At 60.8% G+C, this 17,717-nt stretch carries 19 protein-coding genes; 10 read left to right on the plus strand and 9 right to left on the minus strand.

The genetic code is table 11. From position 1 onward, the window contains the following. Positions 1–176: 176 nt before the first annotated feature. Positions 177–2,009 (minus strand): extracellular solute-binding protein, encoded by a 1,833-nt coding sequence (locus tag ACP7E0_RS27330; RefSeq protein WP_426129573.1) that lies wholly within the window; start codon positions 2,007–2,009, stop codon positions 177–179. Positions 2,010–2,234: 225 nt separating this feature from the next. On the opposite strand from ACP7E0_RS27330, the gene mepA reads away from it, so the two are divergent. The 6 genes from mepA to ACP7E0_RS27360 all read left to right on the plus strand — a co-directional run bounded on the left by mepA (position 2,235) and on the right by ACP7E0_RS27360 (position 8,280). Beyond that, the gene (mepA, locus tag ACP7E0_RS27335) at positions 2,235–3,299 is read left to right on the plus strand and encodes a penicillin-insensitive murein endopeptidase (protein ID WP_426129575.1); all 1,065 of its coding nucleotides are present in this window, start codon (positions 2,235–2,237) and stop codon (positions 3,297–3,299) included. Between the two features lie 114 nt (positions 3,300–3,413). After that, the gene (locus ACP7E0_RS27340) at positions 3,414–3,794 is read left to right on the plus strand and encodes a methylglyoxal synthase (RefSeq protein ID WP_426129577.1); all 381 of its coding nucleotides are present in this window, start codon (positions 3,414–3,416) and stop codon (positions 3,792–3,794) included. A 47-nt stretch (positions 3,795–3,841) separates the two neighbouring features. Beyond that, entirely contained in the window at positions 3,842–4,867 is a 1,026-nt protein-coding gene (locus ACP7E0_RS27345; RefSeq protein WP_426129578.1) for a glucokinase, read from the plus strand. A gap of 102 nt (positions 4,868–4,969) precedes the next feature. After that, positions 4,970–6,784 (plus strand): ABC transporter ATP-binding protein, encoded by a 1,815-nt coding sequence (locus ACP7E0_RS27350; RefSeq protein ID WP_426129580.1) that lies wholly within the window; start codon positions 4,970–4,972, stop codon positions 6,782–6,784. Positions 6,785–6,799: 15 nt separating this feature from the next. Further along, on the plus strand, positions 6,800–7,618 hold the full coding sequence (dapB, locus tag ACP7E0_RS27355) for a 4-hydroxy-tetrahydrodipicolinate reductase (RefSeq protein ID WP_426129582.1): 819 nt from the start codon (positions 6,800–6,802) through the stop codon (positions 7,616–7,618). Positions 7,619–7,644: 26 nt separating this feature from the next. After that, the gene (locus ACP7E0_RS27360; RefSeq protein ID WP_037103805.1) at positions 7,645–8,280 is read left to right on the plus strand and encodes a 2,3-bisphosphoglycerate-dependent phosphoglycerate mutase; all 636 of its coding nucleotides are present in this window, start codon (positions 7,645–7,647) and stop codon (positions 8,278–8,280) included. Between the two features lie 53 nt (positions 8,281–8,333). Here ACP7E0_RS27360 and ACP7E0_RS27365 read toward each other — a convergent pair whose 3' ends face one another. Together ACP7E0_RS27365 and ACP7E0_RS27370 are read right to left on the minus strand one after the other, a co-directional pair. Next, entirely contained in the window at positions 8,334–9,206 is an 873-nt protein-coding gene (locus ACP7E0_RS27365) for a methylated-DNA--[protein]-cysteine S-methyltransferase (RefSeq protein ID WP_426129585.1), read from the minus strand. A 64-nt stretch (positions 9,207–9,270) separates the two neighbouring features. Next, positions 9,271–9,768, minus strand: a complete 498-nt coding sequence (locus ACP7E0_RS27370) for a DUF2244 domain-containing protein (RefSeq protein WP_426129587.1) — start codon at positions 9,766–9,768, stop codon at positions 9,271–9,273. 22 nt (positions 9,769–9,790) lie between these two features. Between ACP7E0_RS27370 and nth the strand changes: the two genes are divergently transcribed. Continuing rightward, the gene (gene nth, locus ACP7E0_RS27375; RefSeq protein ID WP_426129589.1) at positions 9,791–10,555 is read left to right on the plus strand and encodes an endonuclease III; all 765 of its coding nucleotides are present in this window, start codon (positions 9,791–9,793) and stop codon (positions 10,553–10,555) included. Here nth and ACP7E0_RS27380 read toward each other — a convergent pair. After that, positions 10,548–11,126 carry a TetR/AcrR family transcriptional regulator gene (locus ACP7E0_RS27380; RefSeq protein WP_426129591.1) on the minus strand — a complete coding sequence of 193 codons (579 nt, stop codon included), beginning with the start codon at positions 11,124–11,126 and terminating at the stop codon, positions 10,548–10,550. The two genes, nth and ACP7E0_RS27380, sit on opposite strands and share 8 nt — an antisense overlap. Before the next feature lie 82 nt (positions 11,127–11,208). Between ACP7E0_RS27380 and ACP7E0_RS27385 the strand changes: the two genes are divergently transcribed. After that, entirely contained in the window at positions 11,209–11,634 is a 426-nt protein-coding gene (locus ACP7E0_RS27385; protein ID WP_426129593.1) for a VOC family protein, read from the plus strand. Here ACP7E0_RS27385 and ACP7E0_RS27390 read toward each other — a convergent pair whose 3' ends face one another. Together ACP7E0_RS27390 and ACP7E0_RS27395 are read right to left on the minus strand one after the other, a co-directional pair. Further along, positions 11,635–12,810, minus strand: a complete 1,176-nt coding sequence (locus ACP7E0_RS27390; protein ID WP_426129729.1) for an MFS transporter — start codon at positions 12,808–12,810, stop codon at positions 11,635–11,637. A 115-nt stretch (positions 12,811–12,925) separates the two neighbouring features. After that, positions 12,926–13,546, minus strand: a complete 621-nt coding sequence (locus ACP7E0_RS27395) for a TetR/AcrR family transcriptional regulator (protein WP_426129595.1) — start codon at positions 13,544–13,546, stop codon at positions 12,926–12,928. Between the two features lie 141 nt (positions 13,547–13,687). Here ACP7E0_RS27395 and ACP7E0_RS27400 point away from each other — a divergent pair, with 141 nt between their 5' ends. Next, complete coding sequence (locus ACP7E0_RS27400; protein WP_426129597.1) at positions 13,688–14,680, plus strand: adenosine kinase; 993 nt, start codon at positions 13,688–13,690, stop codon at positions 14,678–14,680. 53 nt (positions 14,681–14,733) lie between these two features. Here the strand turns inward: ACP7E0_RS27400 and ACP7E0_RS27405 are convergent, their stop codons facing one another. Beyond that, positions 14,734–15,273: an SH3 domain-containing protein gene (locus ACP7E0_RS27405; RefSeq protein WP_426129599.1), complete on the minus strand. Its 540-nt coding sequence runs from the start codon at positions 15,271–15,273 to the stop codon at positions 14,734–14,736. Positions 15,274–15,470: 197 nt separating this feature from the next. On the opposite strand from ACP7E0_RS27405, the gene ACP7E0_RS27410 reads away from it, so the two are divergent. Continuing rightward, complete coding sequence (locus ACP7E0_RS27410; RefSeq protein WP_426129601.1) at positions 15,471–16,475, plus strand: 2-hydroxyacid dehydrogenase; 1,005 nt, start codon at positions 15,471–15,473, stop codon at positions 16,473–16,475. Between the two features lie 4 nt (positions 16,476–16,479). Here the strand turns inward: ACP7E0_RS27410 and ACP7E0_RS27415 are convergent, their stop codons facing one another. Together ACP7E0_RS27415 and moeB are read right to left on the minus strand one after the other, a co-directional pair. Continuing rightward, positions 16,480–16,950: a GNAT family N-acetyltransferase gene (locus tag ACP7E0_RS27415; RefSeq protein ID WP_426129603.1), complete on the minus strand. Its 471-nt coding sequence runs from the start codon at positions 16,948–16,950 to the stop codon at positions 16,480–16,482. Next, positions 16,947–17,708, minus strand: coding sequence for a molybdopterin-synthase adenylyltransferase MoeB (gene moeB / locus ACP7E0_RS27420; protein WP_426129605.1), 762 nt, complete (start codon positions 17,706–17,708; stop codon positions 16,947–16,949). The genes ACP7E0_RS27415 and moeB overlap by 4 nt, the downstream gene beginning before the upstream one ends. Positions 17,709–17,717 lie beyond the last annotated feature (9 nt).

Here is a 17,717-nt window from a genome sequence, read left to right on the forward strand (position 1 = left end):
CGTTGCTCCCGCCTGCCGCCGTTTCCAGCAACGCGATCCGATCCGCAAGCGGCCTGCCACCTGTTTTCAGTCAATCCGTTCGTCTCCTTGAAGGCGCCCCTGCCAAACCGGCCAGGACGCCCAAACTGATTCGCATATGTGCATTTGGAGTACATGGTGAGCCGTGCGCAAGGCTTTCATGGGGTTCCAGCAGGCTTCGACCACCAGACGTCCGGGAATCCCATGCCGTAATAGGGCAAGTCCGCCGGATGGGTCAGGTGATTCCAGTAGGCGACGCGCACAGCCTTGGAATAGAACAGAGGCACGACATAGTGATGCGCCAAGAGCACGCGGTCGAGCGCCCTTGTGGTCGCCACCAGTTCCTGCCGGTTCGGCGCGAAGACGATCTTACTGATCAGTTCGTCGATCGCCAGATCGGCAATGCCCGCATAGTTCTTCGAGCCCTGCTGATCGACCGAGGCTGAGCCCCAATAGTCGCTCTGCTCGTTGCCGGGCACCAGTGTCTGCGCCCAGATCCCGTAGATCATGTCATAGTCGAAGCTCCGGACGCGATTGGTGTATTGCGAGTCATCGACAGTGCGCATGCGGGCATCGATGCCGATCTTCTTCACGCTGTTGACGAACGGCGAGACCGTACGCTCGAAGGACGGGTTGGACAGAAGGATCTCGAAGCCGAAAGGTTCGCCGGTCTTCGTGTTCACCAGCCGGTTTCCCTTGAGCTCGTAGCCGGCCTCCTTGAAGAGGGCGAGCGCCGTGCGCAGGTTCCCGCGTACCTTCTGCGGATCGCCGTTGATGGGGTTCGTGTAGGGTGTGGTGAAGACGGCAGCAGGGATCTTGTCCTTCAGCGCCTCCAGGATTTCCTTCTCGCGGCCCTCGGGCAGGCCAGAGGAGGCAAGTTCTGTGTTCCAGAAATAACTGTCGACGCGTTGATAGGCGTTATGGGCAAGCGTGCGGTTCAGGTCCTCGAAATCGAAGGCGTAGTTCAGCGCCTCACGCACCTTCTGATCCTTGAACTTTTCGCGGCGCATGTTCGGCACGAAGGCCTGCATGACGCCGGTGGCACGCAGCGGGTTCGCGATCTCCGCTCTAATCACCCGGCCATCCTTCGCGGCCGGGAAGTCATAGGCTGTCGCCCAATGGCTGGCGCTACTGTCCCTGTAGAAATCGACATCACCGGCGCGCACAGCCTCGAACTCCACGGTCTTGTCGGCGAAGAACGTGTAAGTGATCGTGCCGAAATTGTTCTGGCCGACATTCACGTTGACGTCCTTGCCCCAATAGTCGTCGCGCAATTCGAAGCGGATCGAACTGCCTGCCTGGAAGGAGGCTATTTTGTATGGCCCCGAGCCCATGACCGGTTCCAGCGTGGTGCGGCTGATATCGCGCTTGTTGCCCTTCGCATCCTGGCCTTCCCACCAGTGCTTCGGCACGATCGGAAACTGGCCGAGAATGTTTGGCAGTTCGCGATTGTTCTTCTCGTCGAAGCGGAAGGTGACGTCCCGCTCGCCGGTCTTTTCAGCCGAAACCACATGGCGGTAGTAGTTGGAGAGAAGAGGATTGTGTTCCTTCGACATGTCGAAGGAGAAGACGACGTCTTCCGGCGTGACCGGCTTGCCGTCCGCCCACTTCGCTTCAGCGCGCAGCCGAAACGTCGCGGAGGAAAAGTCGTCGGGATAGGAGACGCCCTCGGCGAGCAGCCCGTAGGAGGCGGTGACCTCGTCTTCGGCGGATTTCAAGAGCGTATCGAAGACAAGAGACGTGACGCCGGCTGCCGCCTCGCCCTTGGAAAGGATCGGATTGAACGTGTCATAGGTCCCGGTTTCGGAGAGCTTCAGCTCGCCGCCTTTTGGCGCATCCGGATTGACATAATCGAAGCGGGCAAAGCCGTCTTTATGTTTCAGTTCGCCGATCGTGGAAATGCCGCCGTGCCAGACCGGCTCCTGCGCCACCACCGGGCCGGTTGCCAGGAAGATGGTTGCTGCCAAAGCCAATGCGCGTCTGAAATTCATGCCAATTCGCCTCTTCCGTTTTTCATTTTCCCGCTGCTTGAACGACAGAATAGGCAAAATCCGGGCAATTGACAGAAGCCGCCTCAAATCGGGCATTTTTTTTGGTCACGGTTGCGTGTCCCGCAAGGCTGACACAAAGACGGCGTGTCAGGGTCTGCATGGCAAATCGCAGTTGGGCATCGCTTATGCGCGGATCGCCACGCGTTATCAGGAAACGGACGGTATATGACACCGAAACATGCAGGCTTTCTTCGGCATCTGGGATCGGTCGCGCTGGTTGGGATGATCGGGCTGAGCCTTGTTGCAGGCGATGCAGCAGCGGCTGACGATACGCCTGCAAAGCAGATCTTCGGCAAGGTCCAGCTTCCGAGCGAAGCCGCGCCGAACCCGATCGGATTTTATGCCAAGGGCTGCATGGCCGGCGCCGTGGCGATCCCGACGGACGGGCCGACATGGCAGGCGATGCGTTTGTCGCGAAACCGCCGCTGGGGCAATCCGGCGATGATCCAATTGCTGGAAAAATTCTCTCAGGATGCGGTTCGGCTTGGATGGGGATCCGGCATCCTGATCGGCGACATTTCCCAGCCGCGTGGTGGGCCGATGATTACCGGACACGCCTCCCACCAGATCGGGCTCGACGCGGATATCTGGTTTCAGCCCAAGCCTGCGCAGTCGCTTTCCGCGCAGACGCGCGAGGACATGCCGTTCATCTCGATGCTCGACAAGAGCAAGTTCCTGACCGTGAACCCTGCCCGCTGGACGCCGACCCACGCCAAGCTGGTGATGCAGGCGGCAAGCTATCCGCAGGTGGAGCGTGTTTTCGTCAACCCGGCGATCAAGAAGAAATTGTGCGAGACCTGGACCGGTGACCGCGACCTGCTCGGCAAGGTACGCCCGGTCTATGGCCATGACGAACATTTCCATATTCGCATGTTCTGCCCGCCGGGTACGCCGAGCTGCAAGGCGCAGGCCCCGGTCGCCAGCGGCGACGGGTGCGACAAGTCGCTTGCCTGGTGGTTCACCAAGGAACCTTGGGCCGCACCGAAAAAGGATCCGAATGCCAAGCCGGTGAAACCACGCTTCACGACCCTGGCTGACTTGCCGAAAGCCTGCACGGCGCTGCTGGCCGCGCCTGCGGCCTCGGAACAGTCGGCCACTTTCGGCTCGGCTTACGTGGCGCCGCAGCCAACGCCCGGCGATGCGGCAATCCAGCAGGCAATCCACACGGCAAACAGTGACCTGCCGGACAATGACGTTCCGATCCCCCTGGCCCGTCCTGCCACGCAATAGGCTTGAGGCGCCGAAACTTTCGGCGCTTTTCAACCGCCGAGCAGTGCTGTAGAGAAAATCAAATCGATTTAATTCGAGACTTTTCTTGGTCGGCGTGATGCCGGGAGTTCTGTGATGGCCAGCCAGACATGCGTGGCGCTGATTGCGCACGATCAGAAGAAAGACGACATAGCCGCGTTTGCTCAGGCCAACGAGGCCGTCTTTGCCGGCTGGAAAATTGTCGCTACCGGCACTACCGGCGGCCGGGTGCAGGAGGCCTGTCCCAGCCTTGATGTGATCCGGCTGAAGAGCGGCCCGCTTGGCGGCGACCAGCAGATCGGCGCGATGATCGCCACCGGCGACGTGCAGATGCTGATTTTCTTCGTCGATCCCCTGACTGCAATGCCGCATGATGTCGACGTCAAGGCGCTGATGCGGCTTGCCACCGTCTACGATATTCCGATGGCGCTAGACCGAGCGACCGCAGAACGGTTGATCGACTTCAACCAACCCTGATACAGCTCTTAACAGCCTTCAGTCGCACGATCATAACGGAACCCTCCATGCCCACGCTCCCAGATACCGACAGCGGCCTCACCTTTCCGATCCTGATCGGCGATATCGGCGGAACCAATGCCCGGTTCGCGCTGCTCCTCGACGCCTTTGCCGAGCCGAAGCTCTTTCCGATCATTCCGACGACCAGTTACGCCAGCATTGAGGAAGCGCTGCAGACCAGCATTCTCGACAAGACTTCGGTTCAGCCGCGCTCGGCGATCATCGCGGTGGCAGGCCCGGTCAAGGGCGATGAGATACCGCTGACCAATGCCGGCTGGGTGATCAAGCCGAAAGACATGCTGACGGCGCTTTCGCTGGAAGATGTGATCATCATCAACGATTTCGAGGCGCAGGCGCTCGCCATCGCTTCGATCGGCGACGAAGGCCGCGAACAGATCGGCCCCGGCACAATCCTCGAATCCGCCTCATGCGCTGTGCTTGGGCCAGGAACGGGCCTTGGTGTTGCGGGCCTTGTCCATGCGCAGCATACCTGGTTTCCGGTTCCCGGCGAAGGCGGTCATGTGGATGTAGGTCCACGCACCGAGCGCGACTATCAGATCTGGCCATTCCTCGAGCCGATCGAGGGACGCATTTCCGCCGAACAACTGCTGTGTGGCCGCGGCATCGTGAACATCTACCGCGCCGTCTGCGAATCAAAAGCATGGGAACCGAAACTTGCCGATCCGGCAGCAGTGACCACCAATGCACTTGCCGGCAGCGACGAGGCGGCGGTAGAGACTATTTCGTTGTTTTCCACCTATCTCGGCCGCGTCGCCGGTGACATGGCGATGATCTTCATGGCGCGTGGAGGCGTGTTCCTCGCCGGCGGCATTTCGCAAAAAATCCTGCCGGCGCTGAAAAAACCGGAGTTCCGCCAGGCTTTCGAGGACAAGGCGCCGCATTCCGCGCTGCTGAAGACCATTCCGACTTTTGTGGTTACTCACCCCACCGCGGCCCTGTCCGGTCTTGCTGCTTATTCGCGCACACCGGCGCGCTTCGGTGTGGCAACTGAGGGACGCCGCTGGAGAACTTGAGCCCCTGTCAGCCGCCAGACTCGCCAAACGGGGATCAAGGGACTATAGAGCCCGGTGAAATAAGGCGCCCTAAAGCACGCGCCGGGTTTTAAGGAAACCAGCTTGAAACAAGCCAAAGCAAAGTTGCCTGCCGTCGATCGCGAGACGATTACCAGTGTTCTGAAGCGTGTTATCGCCGAAAACGGCCGTGCGCATTTGCGCGGTTACGCTTTTGCAATCGCCTGCCTCGTCCTCGTCGCCGGCACCACGGCATTTACCGCCTGGATCATGGAATCGGTCGTCAACGAAGCCTTTGCCAACAAGCGCGCTGACATCGTTCTCTATATCTGTGGGGCGATTTTTCTCGCCTTCGTGGTTCGGGGCTTTGCCACTTATGGCCAAGCTGTGGCATTGTCGAAGATCGGCAACAGCATTGTCGCAAGCTACCAGCGCCGGCTTTACGCGCATCTGATGGCGCTCAGCGTCGGCTATTTCAGCGATACCCGCTCCGCCCGTATTTCCGCCCAGATCAGCCAGAATGTGTCCGGCATCCGCGACGTGCTGAACATGACGGTCACCTCGCTTGCCCGCGATTTCCTGACATTGGTGGCGCTTATCGGCGTAATGATCAGCAAGGACTGGCTGCTGACGCTGATCGTCTTCGTCATCGCGCCGCCGTTGTTAATTGGCCTTCGCTATATCTCGCGACGGCTGCGGCAAGCAACGCGCGAAGCCGTCGAGATCAACAGCCACGTCCTCGGCGCCATGCAGGAAACCATCCAGGGCATCACCATCGTCAAGGCTTTTACGATGGAAAAGCAGCTGAAAGAAAAGGTCGAGTCGATCATCGACCGTGCCGAAAACCGCGCCAACCGCATTGCCCGGCTCAGTGAACGCACCGCGCCGATGACGGAAACCTTCGCCGGTTTCGCAATTTCCAGCGTGCTGGCCTATGCCGCCTTCCGCTCGATCTATAACGGTGTACAGCCCGGCGCTTTCTTTGCTTTCGTAACTGCGCTGCTGATGGCCTATGATCCGGCACGGCGTCTTGCCAGGCTTCAGGTCTCGCTGGAGCGCGCCGTTGTCAACGCGCGGATGATCTATGAAATCCTCGACACCGTGCCGCATCAACGGGATCTGCCAGATGCCCGCGACCTTGTGCTCCGTGCGGCAAAGATCGAATTCAAGAACGTACGTTTCAGCTACGCGCAGGGCGACGATATTCTCAAAGGTGTCAACTTCGTCGCCGAGGGCGGCAAGACGACGGCGCTCGTTGGGCCATCCGGGGCCGGGAAATCGACCGTCATCAGCCTCATTCCGCGTTTCTACGATCCTTCTGGCGGCGAGATCCTGATTGACGGGCAGGACATTGCCCATGTTACCAAGCAGTCGCTGCGCAACGGGCTCGCCTATGTTTCGCAGCAGCCCTATCTGTTTGAAGGCTCGATCCGCGACAATATCCGCTATGGCCGTCCCGAGGCGACGGATGCTGAGGTCGAGGAAGCCGCAAAGCTTGCCTACGCGCACGACTTCATCACCATGCAGCATCAAGGCTACGACACGCCGGTTGGCGAAAACGGCGTGACCCTGTCCGGCGGCCAACGTCAACGTTTGTCGATCGCCCGCGCCCTGGTGCGCCAGGCGCCGATCCTGCTTCTCGACGAGGCGACGTCTGCACTCGACACGGAATCGGAAGCAGCCGTGCAAAAGGCACTCGATTACGCCATGAGTGGCCGAACCGTCGTGGTCATCGCCCATCGTCTATCGACTGTGGTCAATGCCGACAAGATCATCGTCATGAAGGACGGGATCGTTGTCGAGGAAGGCACCCATGAGGCGCTTGCGCAGCGCAGTGACGGCCTCTACGCTCGCCTGCACAATCTGCAAGGCACGACGGCGGGATCACAACCGGTCGCGGACGCCGAAATACTGATCTGAGGGAATGAGGCTGGCATGAGCGGGACAGACATGAAATTGGTGGTGGTCGGGGCCGCAGGCCGGATGGGCCAGACGCTGATCCGCACCATCCATGCCATGCCGGGCGCCACCGTCTTTGCCGCGGTCGAACGCCCGGGCTCCGCCTTCATCGGCCGGGACGCCGGCGAGATTGCCGGGCTTGGACCGACCGGTGTCGTGATCACCGACAAGCCGCTCGAAGCCTTTGTCGAGGCCGAAGGCGTGCTCGACTTTACCGCGCCAGCATCTTCCGTGGATTTTGCCGGGCTCGCCGCGCAGGCCCGCATCGTCCATGTCATCGGCACGACCGGCTGCTCGGCGGAGGACGAGGTGAAGTTCAAGGCGGCCGGACGGCACGCCCGGATCGTCAAATCCGGCAATATGAGCCTCGGCGTCAACCTTCTCGGCGTGCTGGCGCAACAGGCAGCCCGCGCGCTCGGTCCGGAAAGCTGGGATATCGAAATCCTCGAAATGCACCACAAGCACAAGGTGGACGCGCCGTCCGGCACGGCATTGCTGCTTGGCGAAGCGGCTGCCAGGGGCCGGCAGATCGGCCTTGCCGAACATTCCGTGCGGGTGCGCGATGGCCATACCGGCGCCCGTGTCACTGGCGCCATCGGTTTTGCCACGCTGCGCGGCGGCTCCGTCATTGGCGAGCACTCTGTCATCCTTGCCGGTGAAGGCGAGCAGGTGACGTTGTCCCATTCGGCGACCGACCGGGCAATCTTTGCCCGGGGCGCCATTACTGCCGCACTCTGGGCACGCAACCAGAAACCCGGCTTCTATTCCATGCTCGACGTGCTCGGGCTGTCCTGATCCCTAAACTCCCCGGAGGAATTTCTATGAGCGGCACCCTCGTCCTTGTGCGTCACGGCCAGAGCGACTGGAACCTGAAAAACCTGTTTACCGGCTGGAAGGATCCCGACCTGACCCCGCTTGGCATTGAGGAAGCCAATGCCGGCGGCAAGGCGCTTGCGGACTACGGCATCAAGTTTGACGTCGCCTTTACATCGGTTCTGACACGCGCCCAGCACACGTTGAAACTCATCCTCGACAATCTCGGCCAGCCCGACCTGGAGACCATCAAGAACCAGGCGCTGAACGAGCGCGACTACGGCGATCTGTCCGGTCTCAACAAGGACGATGCCCGCGCCAAATGGGGTGAAGAGCAGGTGCACATCTGGCGCCGCTCCTACGATGTACCACCGCCGGGTGGCGAAAGCCTGAAGGACACCGGGGCCCGCGTCTGGCCCTATTACATGACCGACATCCTGCCGCGCGTGCTGGCCGGAGAAAAGGTCCTGGTTGCCGCCCATGGCAATTCGCTGCGCTCGCTGCTGATGGTTCTCGACCGGCTGGACCGGGAACAGATCCTCTCGGTCAACCTCGCGACCGGCGTGCCGATGGTCTACAAGCTGAAGGCGGATTCCACCGTCGCTTCCAAGGAAGTACTCGGCGACATGTCCGGCGCGCATTGAGCACCAAGTGTTCAGTAGATGAAGATTGGGCCGCGCAAGCGGCCCTTTTCATGTCAGACCTTGCCCGCCTCCCAGCCGAGCATGGCCCGCTTGCGGGTGAGGCCCCAGTGATAGCCGGTCAAAGCACCGCTCTTGCCGAGCGCGCGGTGACAGGGGACGACGAACGAGATCGGGTTGCGGCCGACAGCAGCACCAACGGCCCGTGAGGCGGTGGGCTGGCCGATATCGCAGGCGATGTCGGAATAGGTGACGGCCTTGCCCATCGGGATCTTCAACAGCGATTCCCACACACGGATCTGGAAATCGGAGCCGATCAGCACGACGCGCAACGGTTCTTCCGCATTCCATTCCCTGGCATCGAAAATACGGGCCGCATAACCGGCGGTGGCTGCACTGTCCTCAACAAACTGGGCATTCGGCCAGCGGCTGGCCATGTCCTCGAAGCTGGCCTTCTCATCGCCGGCATCGTTGAAGGCAAGACCGGCAAGGCCGCGATCGGTGACCATCACCAGTGCCACGCCGAACGGGCATGGATGGAACCCGTAACGGATGGTCAGCCCACCACCGCGCAGCTTCCATTCCCCCGGCGACATCGCCTCATGGGTGACGAACAGGTCATGCAGGCGCGACGGGCCGGACAGACCGAGCTCGAAGCTGGTTTCCAGAAGCGGCAGTTCTTCCTGACGCAGCAGGCGCTTGGCGTGATCGAGCGTCACGGCCTGAAGGAACGCCTTTGGTGACAGGCCAGCCCAGCGGGTAAATGTCTTCTGCAGCTGCGTCGGCGACTGGCCAAGATCGCTGGCAATGGCGTCGAGAGACGGTTGATCGCGATAGTTCTCGGTCAGCAATTCGACGACGCGGCTGACGGTTTCGTAATCGCTGCCGTGCGGCGTGATATCGGTGGGAATCGATGTCTTGATATCCATGAAGGTATCTCCTTGAGACCAGAGATAATCACTCCGAGTGATCCATCGCCACCCGATTCTTGATCTATCGGCGTTTCACCGTCGCCAAGGCACCGGAAAAAGCGGCGGCGAAGGTTTCGCGGTCATCACGGTTGAGGAAGGAGCCGATATCGGTGGTGCGCTGCCGGTCACTGAGCTGCATCGAGACGATGCCGATTTCCTGGTGGCGGGAAATGTTGAACCGCGCCCAGAAGGGGTTGAACCTGTGCTCGGTCATCCGGCCAGCCGGGTTGAATTTGCGCACGGAAACATCGGTGCGCGAAACGCGGATTTCCTCGCGGGCGCGGGCGGAACGACAGTTCAGCCAGAAGGCGCCGAACAGCAGCAGGAAATCCAGTCCGAAGAAAAAGACGATCGGCCAGGCACCGATGACCACAAAGACGAAGATATGGACAAGGCTCATCAGGGCGGCGATGAGCAGGAAAACCTTGAAGCCCCCGATCCCAAGCGAACGATGGGGCGTCAGCTCGGCGGCGAAAACCGGCTGCTCCTCACTCCATATCTCGGCGTTGCCATCGTTCATGGCGAATGACTATAGATGCATCATGAAAAACGTGAAGCCAAAATCAGCAGTCAAGCCGGCGAAAGCAAAATCCGCGACAACCGGCCGCGCCAAAACAAAGCCGAAAACCATCTACAGCAAAGCGGAAATCGAGGAGATTTTCCGCCGTTTCTCGATCCAGCGCCCCGAGCCGAAGGGCGAGCTGGAGCATGTCAATCCGTTCACGCTGGTCGTTGCGGTGGCACTGTCGGCACAGGCGACGGATGCGGGGGTCAACAAGGCGACGCGGGCGCTTTTCGCCATTGCCGACACGCCGGAAAAAATGGTCGAACTCGGCGAGGAGCAGGTTCGCGAGCATATCAAGACCATCGGGCTTTACCGCAACAAGGCGAAGAACGTCATTGCGCTCAGCGAAAAGCTGATCGCCGACTTCGGCAGCGAGGTGCCGCGCACCCGCGAGGAGCTGATCACCCTGCCCGGCGTCGGCCGCAAGACCGCCAATGTGGTGCTTTCCATGGCTTTCGGGCAAGCGACCATGGCGGTCGATACGCATATTTTCCGCATCGCCAACCGGCTCTGTCTGGCACCGGGGAAGACCCCGGACGAGATCGAACATCAGTTGATGCAGATCATCCCCGATCACTATCTCTACCATGCGCATCACTGGCTGATCCTGCACGGGCGCTACTGCTGCAAGGCGCGCAAGCCGGAATGCCAGCGTTGCGTCATTGCTGATATCTGCAAGGCGGCCGAAAAGACCAGCGAAATGCCGGCACCGCTGGTCGAGCTGCCGGCTCAGATCATCTGATGGAAATGCCATCGATCAGGGCGGTGATTGCCGTCTCGTAGTCTTCGCGCCTGCCACCCGCTTCGATGGCGAGTGCTGCGCGGTCAAAAGATGCGGACAGAAGCTGGGCGAATGCATCAAGCAGCGTGGTATCCCTGCCGTTTGCCGCAAACAAATCTTCCAGACCCGCCTTCAAACTCCCCTCGACATGCTCAGCATCGATATCCTGCAAGCTGTGAAGGCCGAGAATGGCGGGACCTTCGAGTAAAAGAAGCCGCGTGCGGCCGGGCACAGCCATCGCATTGAAATAGCCGCGTGCGCCCTGCAGCAACGCGTCGCGGGCATTGCTGGATCCGGCGGCTTTAGCCTCGATCTCAACGCCCACCTGCCGTGCCTCCTCTGCGACGATGGCTGCAAACAGCGCCTTCTTATCTTCGAAATGATGATAGAGCGCGCCGCGCGTCACGCCGGCGGCGCTGGCGATCTCCGGGGTCGCCGTGTCGGCATAGCCTTTTTCAACAAAAAGCGCGCGCCCCGCTGCCATCAGGGCGAGGCGCATGCTTTCGGTCCGTTCCTTATTGCTGCGTCGCATTTTTCACCTTTACATACAATCTGCATGTATGTTAATTACAAAACATACAGACTGTATGATAATTTAGCACGGAGGAAAAGACATGAAAATCACCAGCTATTATCCCGTCATCATGACCGGCGACGTTCAGGGCACGGCAGAATTCTATGTCCGGCATTTCGGCTTCGAAGCGCTGTTTACGGTCGACTGGTACATTCATCTGCAGTCGATTGAGAACGAGCATGTGACGCTGGCCATTCTCGATGGTAGCCACGAAACGATCCCGGAAAGCGCGCGCGGCGCAGTGTCCGGGCTTCTGCTCAATTTCGAAGTTGAAAACCCGGATACCGTTTATGCAGAGTTCCAGGCGGCGGGCCTGCCGATCCTTCTAACGCTGCGCGATGAAGATTTCGGCCAGCGGCATTTCATCACCGTCGATCCGAACGGCGTACTGATCGACGTGATCAAGCCGATCCCGCCAACGGCGGAATTTGCGGCGCAGTATACTGCGCCCGTGCTGCCGGCCTGATCACGCGCGGGCCGTAACCGGTCTGCGCTCCGTCAGCGAATAAAGGAGCGCCGAGACCGGCAGTGCCAAGCCAAGCATCGAGGCGGCCCACCAGCCGCCTTGCGCATAAAGCCAGCCGCCAAGCGCCGAGCCAACGGCACCGCCGGCAAAGAAGGTGGCCATGTAAAGCCCATTCAGGCGGCTGCGATATTCGGCGCCGAGCATGAAGATGGCGCGCTGGCCAAGCACCAGATTGGTGGTGACGCCGAAATCCAGCAGGATCGCAGCAAAGGTCAGAAGGTCGAGCGCCCACATCGACCCGGCCGGCGCGATATGGGTGATGAGGAAGGCGGCCGCGACAGAGATCATCGATAGGCGGGTTGCCGGAAAACTCCAGCCCTTGTCTGCAAGACGCCCGCTAATGGGCGCGGCGATGGCACCGGCGGCACCTGCCAGCGCAAACAGCGCAATCTGCCCCTGCGACAGGCCAAATTCCGGCCCCGACAGCAGCAGCGGCGTCGTTGTCCAGAACAGGCTAAAGGCGGCGAACATGAAGGCGTGATACAGCGACCGTCGGCGCAGGATGGGCGTGGTTGCGACCAATCTGCCCATAGAAGCCAGCAGGGCGCCATAGCTCAATCCCGTCTGCGGAACGCGCGGCGGCAGCGCGCGAGCGAGAACCAAGGCTAGAACGACCAGAACCCCGGCAGAAATGAAGAAGACCATATGCCAGGGCAGGAACTCGGCGATGAAGCTCGAGGCCGGGCGCGCCAGCATGATGCCGACCATCAGGCCGCTCATGACATTGCCGACAGCCTGGCCGCGATGGGCCTCCGGTGCCATATGTGCCGCGTAGGGCACGATGATCTGGATGGCGACGGACCCAAGCCCGATGAAAAACGCCCAGGCCAGAAACGGCAGCGGCGTCGAGGCAAGGCCTGCACCGACCACCGCCACCGTTCCGAGCGCCATGACCGAGAGGATCAGCTTGCGATTTTCAAAGAGATCGCCCAGCGGCACGATCAACAGAAGGCCAAGGCCATAGCCGATCTGCGTCAGCGTCACGATCAATCCTGCAGCCCCTGGAGACAGGCCAAGCGACGCGCTGATCGGGCCGATTAGGGGCTGCGCGTAATAGAGGTTGGCGGCAATCAGGCCGCAGGCAGCGGCCAGAAGGAACATCATCGATGATGACATAACCTTGGGTTCGATAGCCTCGGGTTCAGATGCAATGTCAGCCCGGCTTGCAATACTGGTCACGGTCGTCTCCGTATCCAAGTCTCGAGATCCAGGTCTCAAGACATCACAGTGTTTAGCCGAGCAACTTCAGCGCCACTTCGGCGACCGCCATCATCTCAGCGCGGCTGCGGCCGGTTTTCCCGACAATGCGCATGCCCTGCAGCAGGCACAGCAGCGCGCGTGCGGTATCGTCGGCATCGATGCTCGTGGATACCGATCCATCCGACTGGCCGAGCAGAATGCAGTCCTTCATGACAGCTTCGTTGGTTGCGTGCGCGACGTCGACGCGCTCTGCGGCAACCGGATCGGAGGCGGCCAGTTCCGCTGCCGTCGCAATGACGAGGCAGCCACGCTGGCCAAGTTCCCCATGAGCCGCCTCGGCGTAAAACCGTAGGGCCGCCCTGATCTTGTCACGCCCGAACGGAAACGGCGCAATCGCGGCCCTTAGCTTCGTGCTGCGCAGAACGCGGTAGCGGTCGAAGGCGGCGAGCAGGATGCCACGCTTGTCCTTGAAGGCCTTGTAGATGCTACCCGGCGTCAACTGCATCGCATCCGAAAGATCGCTGATGGACGTCCCGTGATAACCGCGAACCGAAAAAACATCGATGGCGCGCTCCAGGGCAACATCGGTATCGAACTCCCGGGGGCGGCCGCGCGGGCGTTGGTCCTGTGGTGTTTCGGCTGTGGTTTCCATGCACGCCATATAGGAAATGATCGTTTCCTATATCAAGTAAAATTTGCGTGTGACCGCTCTTTTTCGCTTTCCTCTTCCAAACTGCCGGAAATCCGCTATTACCGCACACCGACTGACACAAACATTCCAGGCGGTTTCCGGATGACAAAATTCGACGTGCTCACGATCGGCAATGCGATTGTGGATATCATTGCGCGCTGCGACGACGCATTCCTTGTCCACAACGGCATCATCAAGAGCGCGATGAACCTGATCGATGCCGACAGGGCCGAGCTGCTCTATTCGCGCATGGGGCCGGCACTGGAGGCTTCCGGCGGCAGCGCCGGCAATACGGCGGCGGGCATTGCCAACCTGGGCGGCCGGGCCGCCTATTTCGGCAAGGTCGCCAACGACCAGCTGGGTGAAATCTTCACCCATGACATTCGTGCCCAGGGCGTGCATTTCGAAACGAAACCGCTTGCCGATCTTCCGCCGACCGCCCGCTCAATGATCTTCGTCACCGAGGACGGCGAACGCTCGATGAACACCTATCTCGGCGCCTGCGTCGAGCTTGGACCGGACGATGTGGAACCGTCCGTGGTCGCGGACGCGGCCGTCACCTATTTCGAGGGCTACCTCTGGGATCCGCCGCTAGCCAAGGACGCGATCCGCGAATGCGCCCGCATTGCCCACGAGCACGGCCGCGAAGTGGCGATGACGCTGTCCGACAGCTTCTGCGTCCATCGCTACCGGGCAGAATTCCTCGAGCTAATGCGCTCCGGCACCGTCGATATCGTCTTTGCCAACCGCGCCGAGGCCCTGGCACTGTACGAGACGGAAGACTTCGAGCACGCTCTGTCGATGATCTCCAAGGATTGCAAGCTGGCCGCGGTGACGTTGAGCGAGGAAGGCTCGATCGTCGTCAAGGGCGACGAGCGGGTCAAGATCGAAGCAACCACCGTCAACCGCGTTGTTGATACAACGGGTGCGGGCGATCTTTACGCCGCCGGCTTCCTGCATGGTTATACGACGGGTCGGACATTGGCCGATTGCGGCAAGCTTGGCAGCCTTGCGGCCGGCATCGTCATCGAACAGGTCGGCCCACGCCCGATGATATCGCTCTCTGCCGCAGCAAAGGAAGCCGGTCTGCTATGACCGACTCTTCTCGTCAAAAAGCTATGTAGACGTAATCCCGTTTGGGCGGGGCCTTACTTGAAGGCTTCGCCCGGATAGGCGCCCCAGATTTCACCCTGTGAAATCCAGCCATCGGTGCCTTGCGCTTCGGCGCGGCACCATTCGCCGTTGCACTCGCCCACATGGACGACGACGCCAGGCTCGATCCGCGCGACGATGGCACCGCCCGCCTGCGGATCGCGCCGCATGTTGACGAAAACGCCCTCGCCCTTGCCGCGCATCCACGGGGCAGCAACAGCCGTCCGGTCGCCCGATAGCAGCGCCTGATTGACCCAGCCTTCGGTGCCATCAGCATCGCGGATCTTGCGCCAGTTGTCATATTCCTGGGTCACTTCAACCGGCACACCCGACTTGAGGTAACGCCAGGCAACGGCATAATCGACACTGGGGCCAACACGCAGATTGACGCTCTTGGATTTCAGGCTGACGAAGCGCGGCAACGGCAGGCCGCTGGCACCTTTGGCCGCCTGGGCAAATGCCGGTGCTGCCTCGATCGCGACGAGGGACAGGGTAACTGCGGTGGCGAAAGCGAGCCTGGAAAGGAACTGACGCATGACGAAATCCATTTTCCAAAAAGATTCAGAAGCTTGCAGCTAAATCTCTGACCGACCCCGTAGAAGACACGCAAATCGTCTGGGAACATCTCGAGTTTTGTTTGTCTTCCCCACCGGGTCTGGTAGAAAATGGAACTGCAGGGAGAACGATCACTCATCTTGGTTAAAAACCCGTCAACAAGGCGAAGCAGGCAGCAATGACCGCGAAGAAAAAACCCAAGGTCTACATCACCCGCAAACTGCCGGATGTCGTCGAAACGCGCATGCGCGAGCTGTTCGACGCTGAGCTCAACATCGACGACACACCGCGCACGCAACCGGAACTCGTGGCGGCAGTGAAGCGGGCCGACGTGCTTGTTCCGACCCTCACCGACCGGATTGACGCCGCGCTGATCGAACAGGCCGGGCCACATCTGAAACTGATCGCCAGCTTTTCCAATGGCGTCGATAATATCGATGTCGATGCCGCCGCGCGCCACGGCATAACCGTCACCAACACGCCGAACGTGTTGACCGAAGACACCGCCGACATGACGCTGGCACTCATTCTCGCCGTCCCGCGCCGGCTGACGGAAGGGGCCAATATCCTGACCGACCGCAAGGGTGAATGGGCCGGCTGGTCGCCGACCTGGATGCTCGGGCGCCGCATTTCCGGCAAGCGCATCGGCATTGTCGGCATGGGCCGGATCGGCACCGCCGTTGCCCGTCGCGCCAAAGCTTTCGGGCTGTCGATCCACTACCACAATCGCCATCGCGTCAGCACCGAGACTGAGGAAAAGCTCGAGGCGACCTATTGGGACAGCCTCGACCAGATGCTCGCCCGGGTCGATATCGTCTCGGTCAATTGTCCATCGACGCCTGCGACATACCACCTGCTCTCGGCACGGCGGCTGGCGCTGATGCAGCCGACCAGCTACATCGTCAACACGGCCCGGGGCAGTATCGTCGATGAGGTGGCGCTGATCAAATGCCTGCGTGAAGGCAAGATCGCCGGAGCCGGGCTCGACGTGTTCGAGAACGAACCGGCGGTCAACCCGAAGCTGGTCAAGCTTGCCAGCGAAGGCAAGGTCGTGCTGTTGCCGCATATGAGTTCGGCGACGCTCGAAGGCCGTATCGACATGGGCGACAAGGTGGTGATCAACATCCGCACCTTCTTTGACGGACATCGTCCGCCGGACCGTGTCTTGCCCGGTAGGGATTGATCCCTCAGAGCATTTTGCGCATCTCGACGTACGTGGGACGGGCAAAGCCGGGATGGCAGCCTTCCGCAATCCGGACGAAGCCCCATTTCGCGAAAACGTGGTGGTTTTCTATAAGCTCGATCCGTGTCTCAAGGCGCAGGCAGGACAGCCCGCATTCGGCGGCATAGGTCTCGGCCGCCTGCAGCAACATCCGCCCGACGCCTCTGCCCTGTGCATCCGGAGCGACAGCAAGCTTGCCGATATAGAGACAATCCGGCGGTTCCGGCTTGCAGAAGATGCAGCCCAGCAATTTACCGTTCTCAACCGCCGCATAGGCCTTTTCCACCCTCGCCTTTTCCATCAGCGATTGAAGCGTCAGCTGCAGGGCGGACGATGGCGGATCGATGCGGGGCAGCATATAGGAGAAGGAGGAGAGGATGAGCGCCAGAAGCGCGTCCCAATCGCCGAACGTTTCATCGATCGGCACAAGGTTCATCGCGTCTTCCGGCTGTATTTGATGGTCTCGAACCGTGCGGCCAGCCCGTCATACATCAGAAGACGGCCGATCAGCGGTTCGCCGGCGCCGGTGATGATCTTGATGACTTCCATAGCCTGCAATGTACCGAGAACGCCAGTCAGCGCGCCGACAATACCGGCTTCCGCGCAGGAGGGAACGACGCCCGGTGGCGGCGGTTCTGGAAAGAGATCGCGATAGCCCGGGTTCAGGCGGCCATCGGCCGACGTCTTCCACGGCTGGAGAACAGTCAGCGAACCATCGAAGCGGCCGACGGCAGCCGTTACCAGGGTGATTTCCAGGCGCTCCGCCGTATCGGCTGCGAGATAGCGGGTGGTGAAATTGTCGGAGCCATCAACGACGATGTCATAGCGGGACAACAGCGCCTCGGCATTGGCCGCCTCCAGCCGCTCCACGTACCGGATCACTTCCACATGCGGGTTGATCCGATGGAGCGCATCCGTGGCGCTGTCGGCCTTGGTGCGGCCGATATCCGGGGTGCCGTGGATGACCTGCCGCTGCAGGTTCGACAGCGAAACCGCATCATCATCGACGATGCCCAGCGTGCCGACGCCGGCGGCGGCGAGATATTGCAGGACCGGCGCGCCAAGACCACCGGCACCGATAACCAGCACCCGCGCCGCCTTCAGCGCCTGCTGCCCCGCCCCGCCGATTTCAGGCAGGATGATGTGGCGGGCGTAACGCTGGATTTCTTCGGAATTCAGAGGTTGCTTGCTCATGATATCGAA

The sequence above is a fragment of the Pararhizobium sp. PWRC1-1 genome, assembly GCF_049897905.1.
Lineage (GTDB): Bacteria > Pseudomonadota > Alphaproteobacteria > Rhizobiales > Rhizobiaceae > Pararhizobium.

What these genes read in the sequence shown, in the direction of transcription:
- ACP7E0_RS27330 (WP_426129573.1), bottom strand. Translation starts at nt 2,009, where the DNA reads ATGAATTTCAGACGCGCATTGGCTTTGGCAGCAACCATCTTCCTGGCA.
- mepA (WP_426129575.1), top strand. Translation starts at nt 2,235, where the DNA reads ATGACACCGAAACATGCAGGCTTTCTTCGGCATCTGGGATCGGTCGCG.
- ACP7E0_RS27340 (WP_426129577.1), top strand. Translation starts at nt 3,414, where the DNA reads ATGGCCAGCCAGACATGCGTGGCGCTGATTGCGCACGATCAGAAGAAA.
- ACP7E0_RS27345 (WP_426129578.1), top strand. Translation starts at nt 3,842, where the DNA reads ATGCCCACGCTCCCAGATACCGACAGCGGCCTCACCTTTCCGATCCTG.
- dapB (WP_426129582.1), top strand. Translation starts at nt 6,800, where the DNA reads ATGAGCGGGACAGACATGAAATTGGTGGTGGTCGGGGCCGCAGGCCGG.
- ACP7E0_RS27360 (WP_037103805.1), top strand. Translation starts at nt 7,645, where the DNA reads ATGAGCGGCACCCTCGTCCTTGTGCGTCACGGCCAGAGCGACTGGAAC.
- ACP7E0_RS27365 (WP_426129585.1), bottom strand. Translation starts at nt 9,206, where the DNA reads ATGGATATCAAGACATCGATTCCCACCGATATCACGCCGCACGGCAGC.
- ACP7E0_RS27370 (WP_426129587.1), bottom strand. Translation starts at nt 9,768, where the DNA reads ATGAACGATGGCAACGCCGAGATATGGAGTGAGGAGCAGCCGGTTTTC.
- nth (WP_426129589.1), top strand. Translation starts at nt 9,791, where the DNA reads ATGAAAAACGTGAAGCCAAAATCAGCAGTCAAGCCGGCGAAAGCAAAA.
- ACP7E0_RS27380 (WP_426129591.1), bottom strand. Translation starts at nt 11,126, where the DNA reads ATGCGACGCAGCAATAAGGAACGGACCGAAAGCATGCGCCTCGCCCTG.
- ACP7E0_RS27385 (WP_426129593.1), top strand. Translation starts at nt 11,209, where the DNA reads ATGAAAATCACCAGCTATTATCCCGTCATCATGACCGGCGACGTTCAG.
- ACP7E0_RS27390 (WP_426129729.1), bottom strand. Translation starts at nt 12,810, where the DNA reads ATGTCATCATCGATGATGTTCCTTCTGGCCGCTGCCTGCGGCCTGATT.
- ACP7E0_RS27395 (WP_426129595.1), bottom strand. Translation starts at nt 13,546, where the DNA reads ATGGAAACCACAGCCGAAACACCACAGGACCAACGCCCGCGCGGCCGC.
- ACP7E0_RS27400 (WP_426129597.1), top strand. Translation starts at nt 13,688, where the DNA reads ATGACAAAATTCGACGTGCTCACGATCGGCAATGCGATTGTGGATATC.
- ACP7E0_RS27405 (WP_426129599.1), bottom strand. Translation starts at nt 15,273, where the DNA reads ATGCGTCAGTTCCTTTCCAGGCTCGCTTTCGCCACCGCAGTTACCCTG.
- ACP7E0_RS27410 (WP_426129601.1), top strand. Translation starts at nt 15,471, where the DNA reads ATGACCGCGAAGAAAAAACCCAAGGTCTACATCACCCGCAAACTGCCG.
- ACP7E0_RS27415 (WP_426129603.1), bottom strand. Translation starts at nt 16,950, where the DNA reads ATGAACCTTGTGCCGATCGATGAAACGTTCGGCGATTGGGACGCGCTT.
- moeB (WP_426129605.1), bottom strand. Translation starts at nt 17,708, where the DNA reads ATGAGCAAGCAACCTCTGAATTCCGAAGAAATCCAGCGTTACGCCCGC.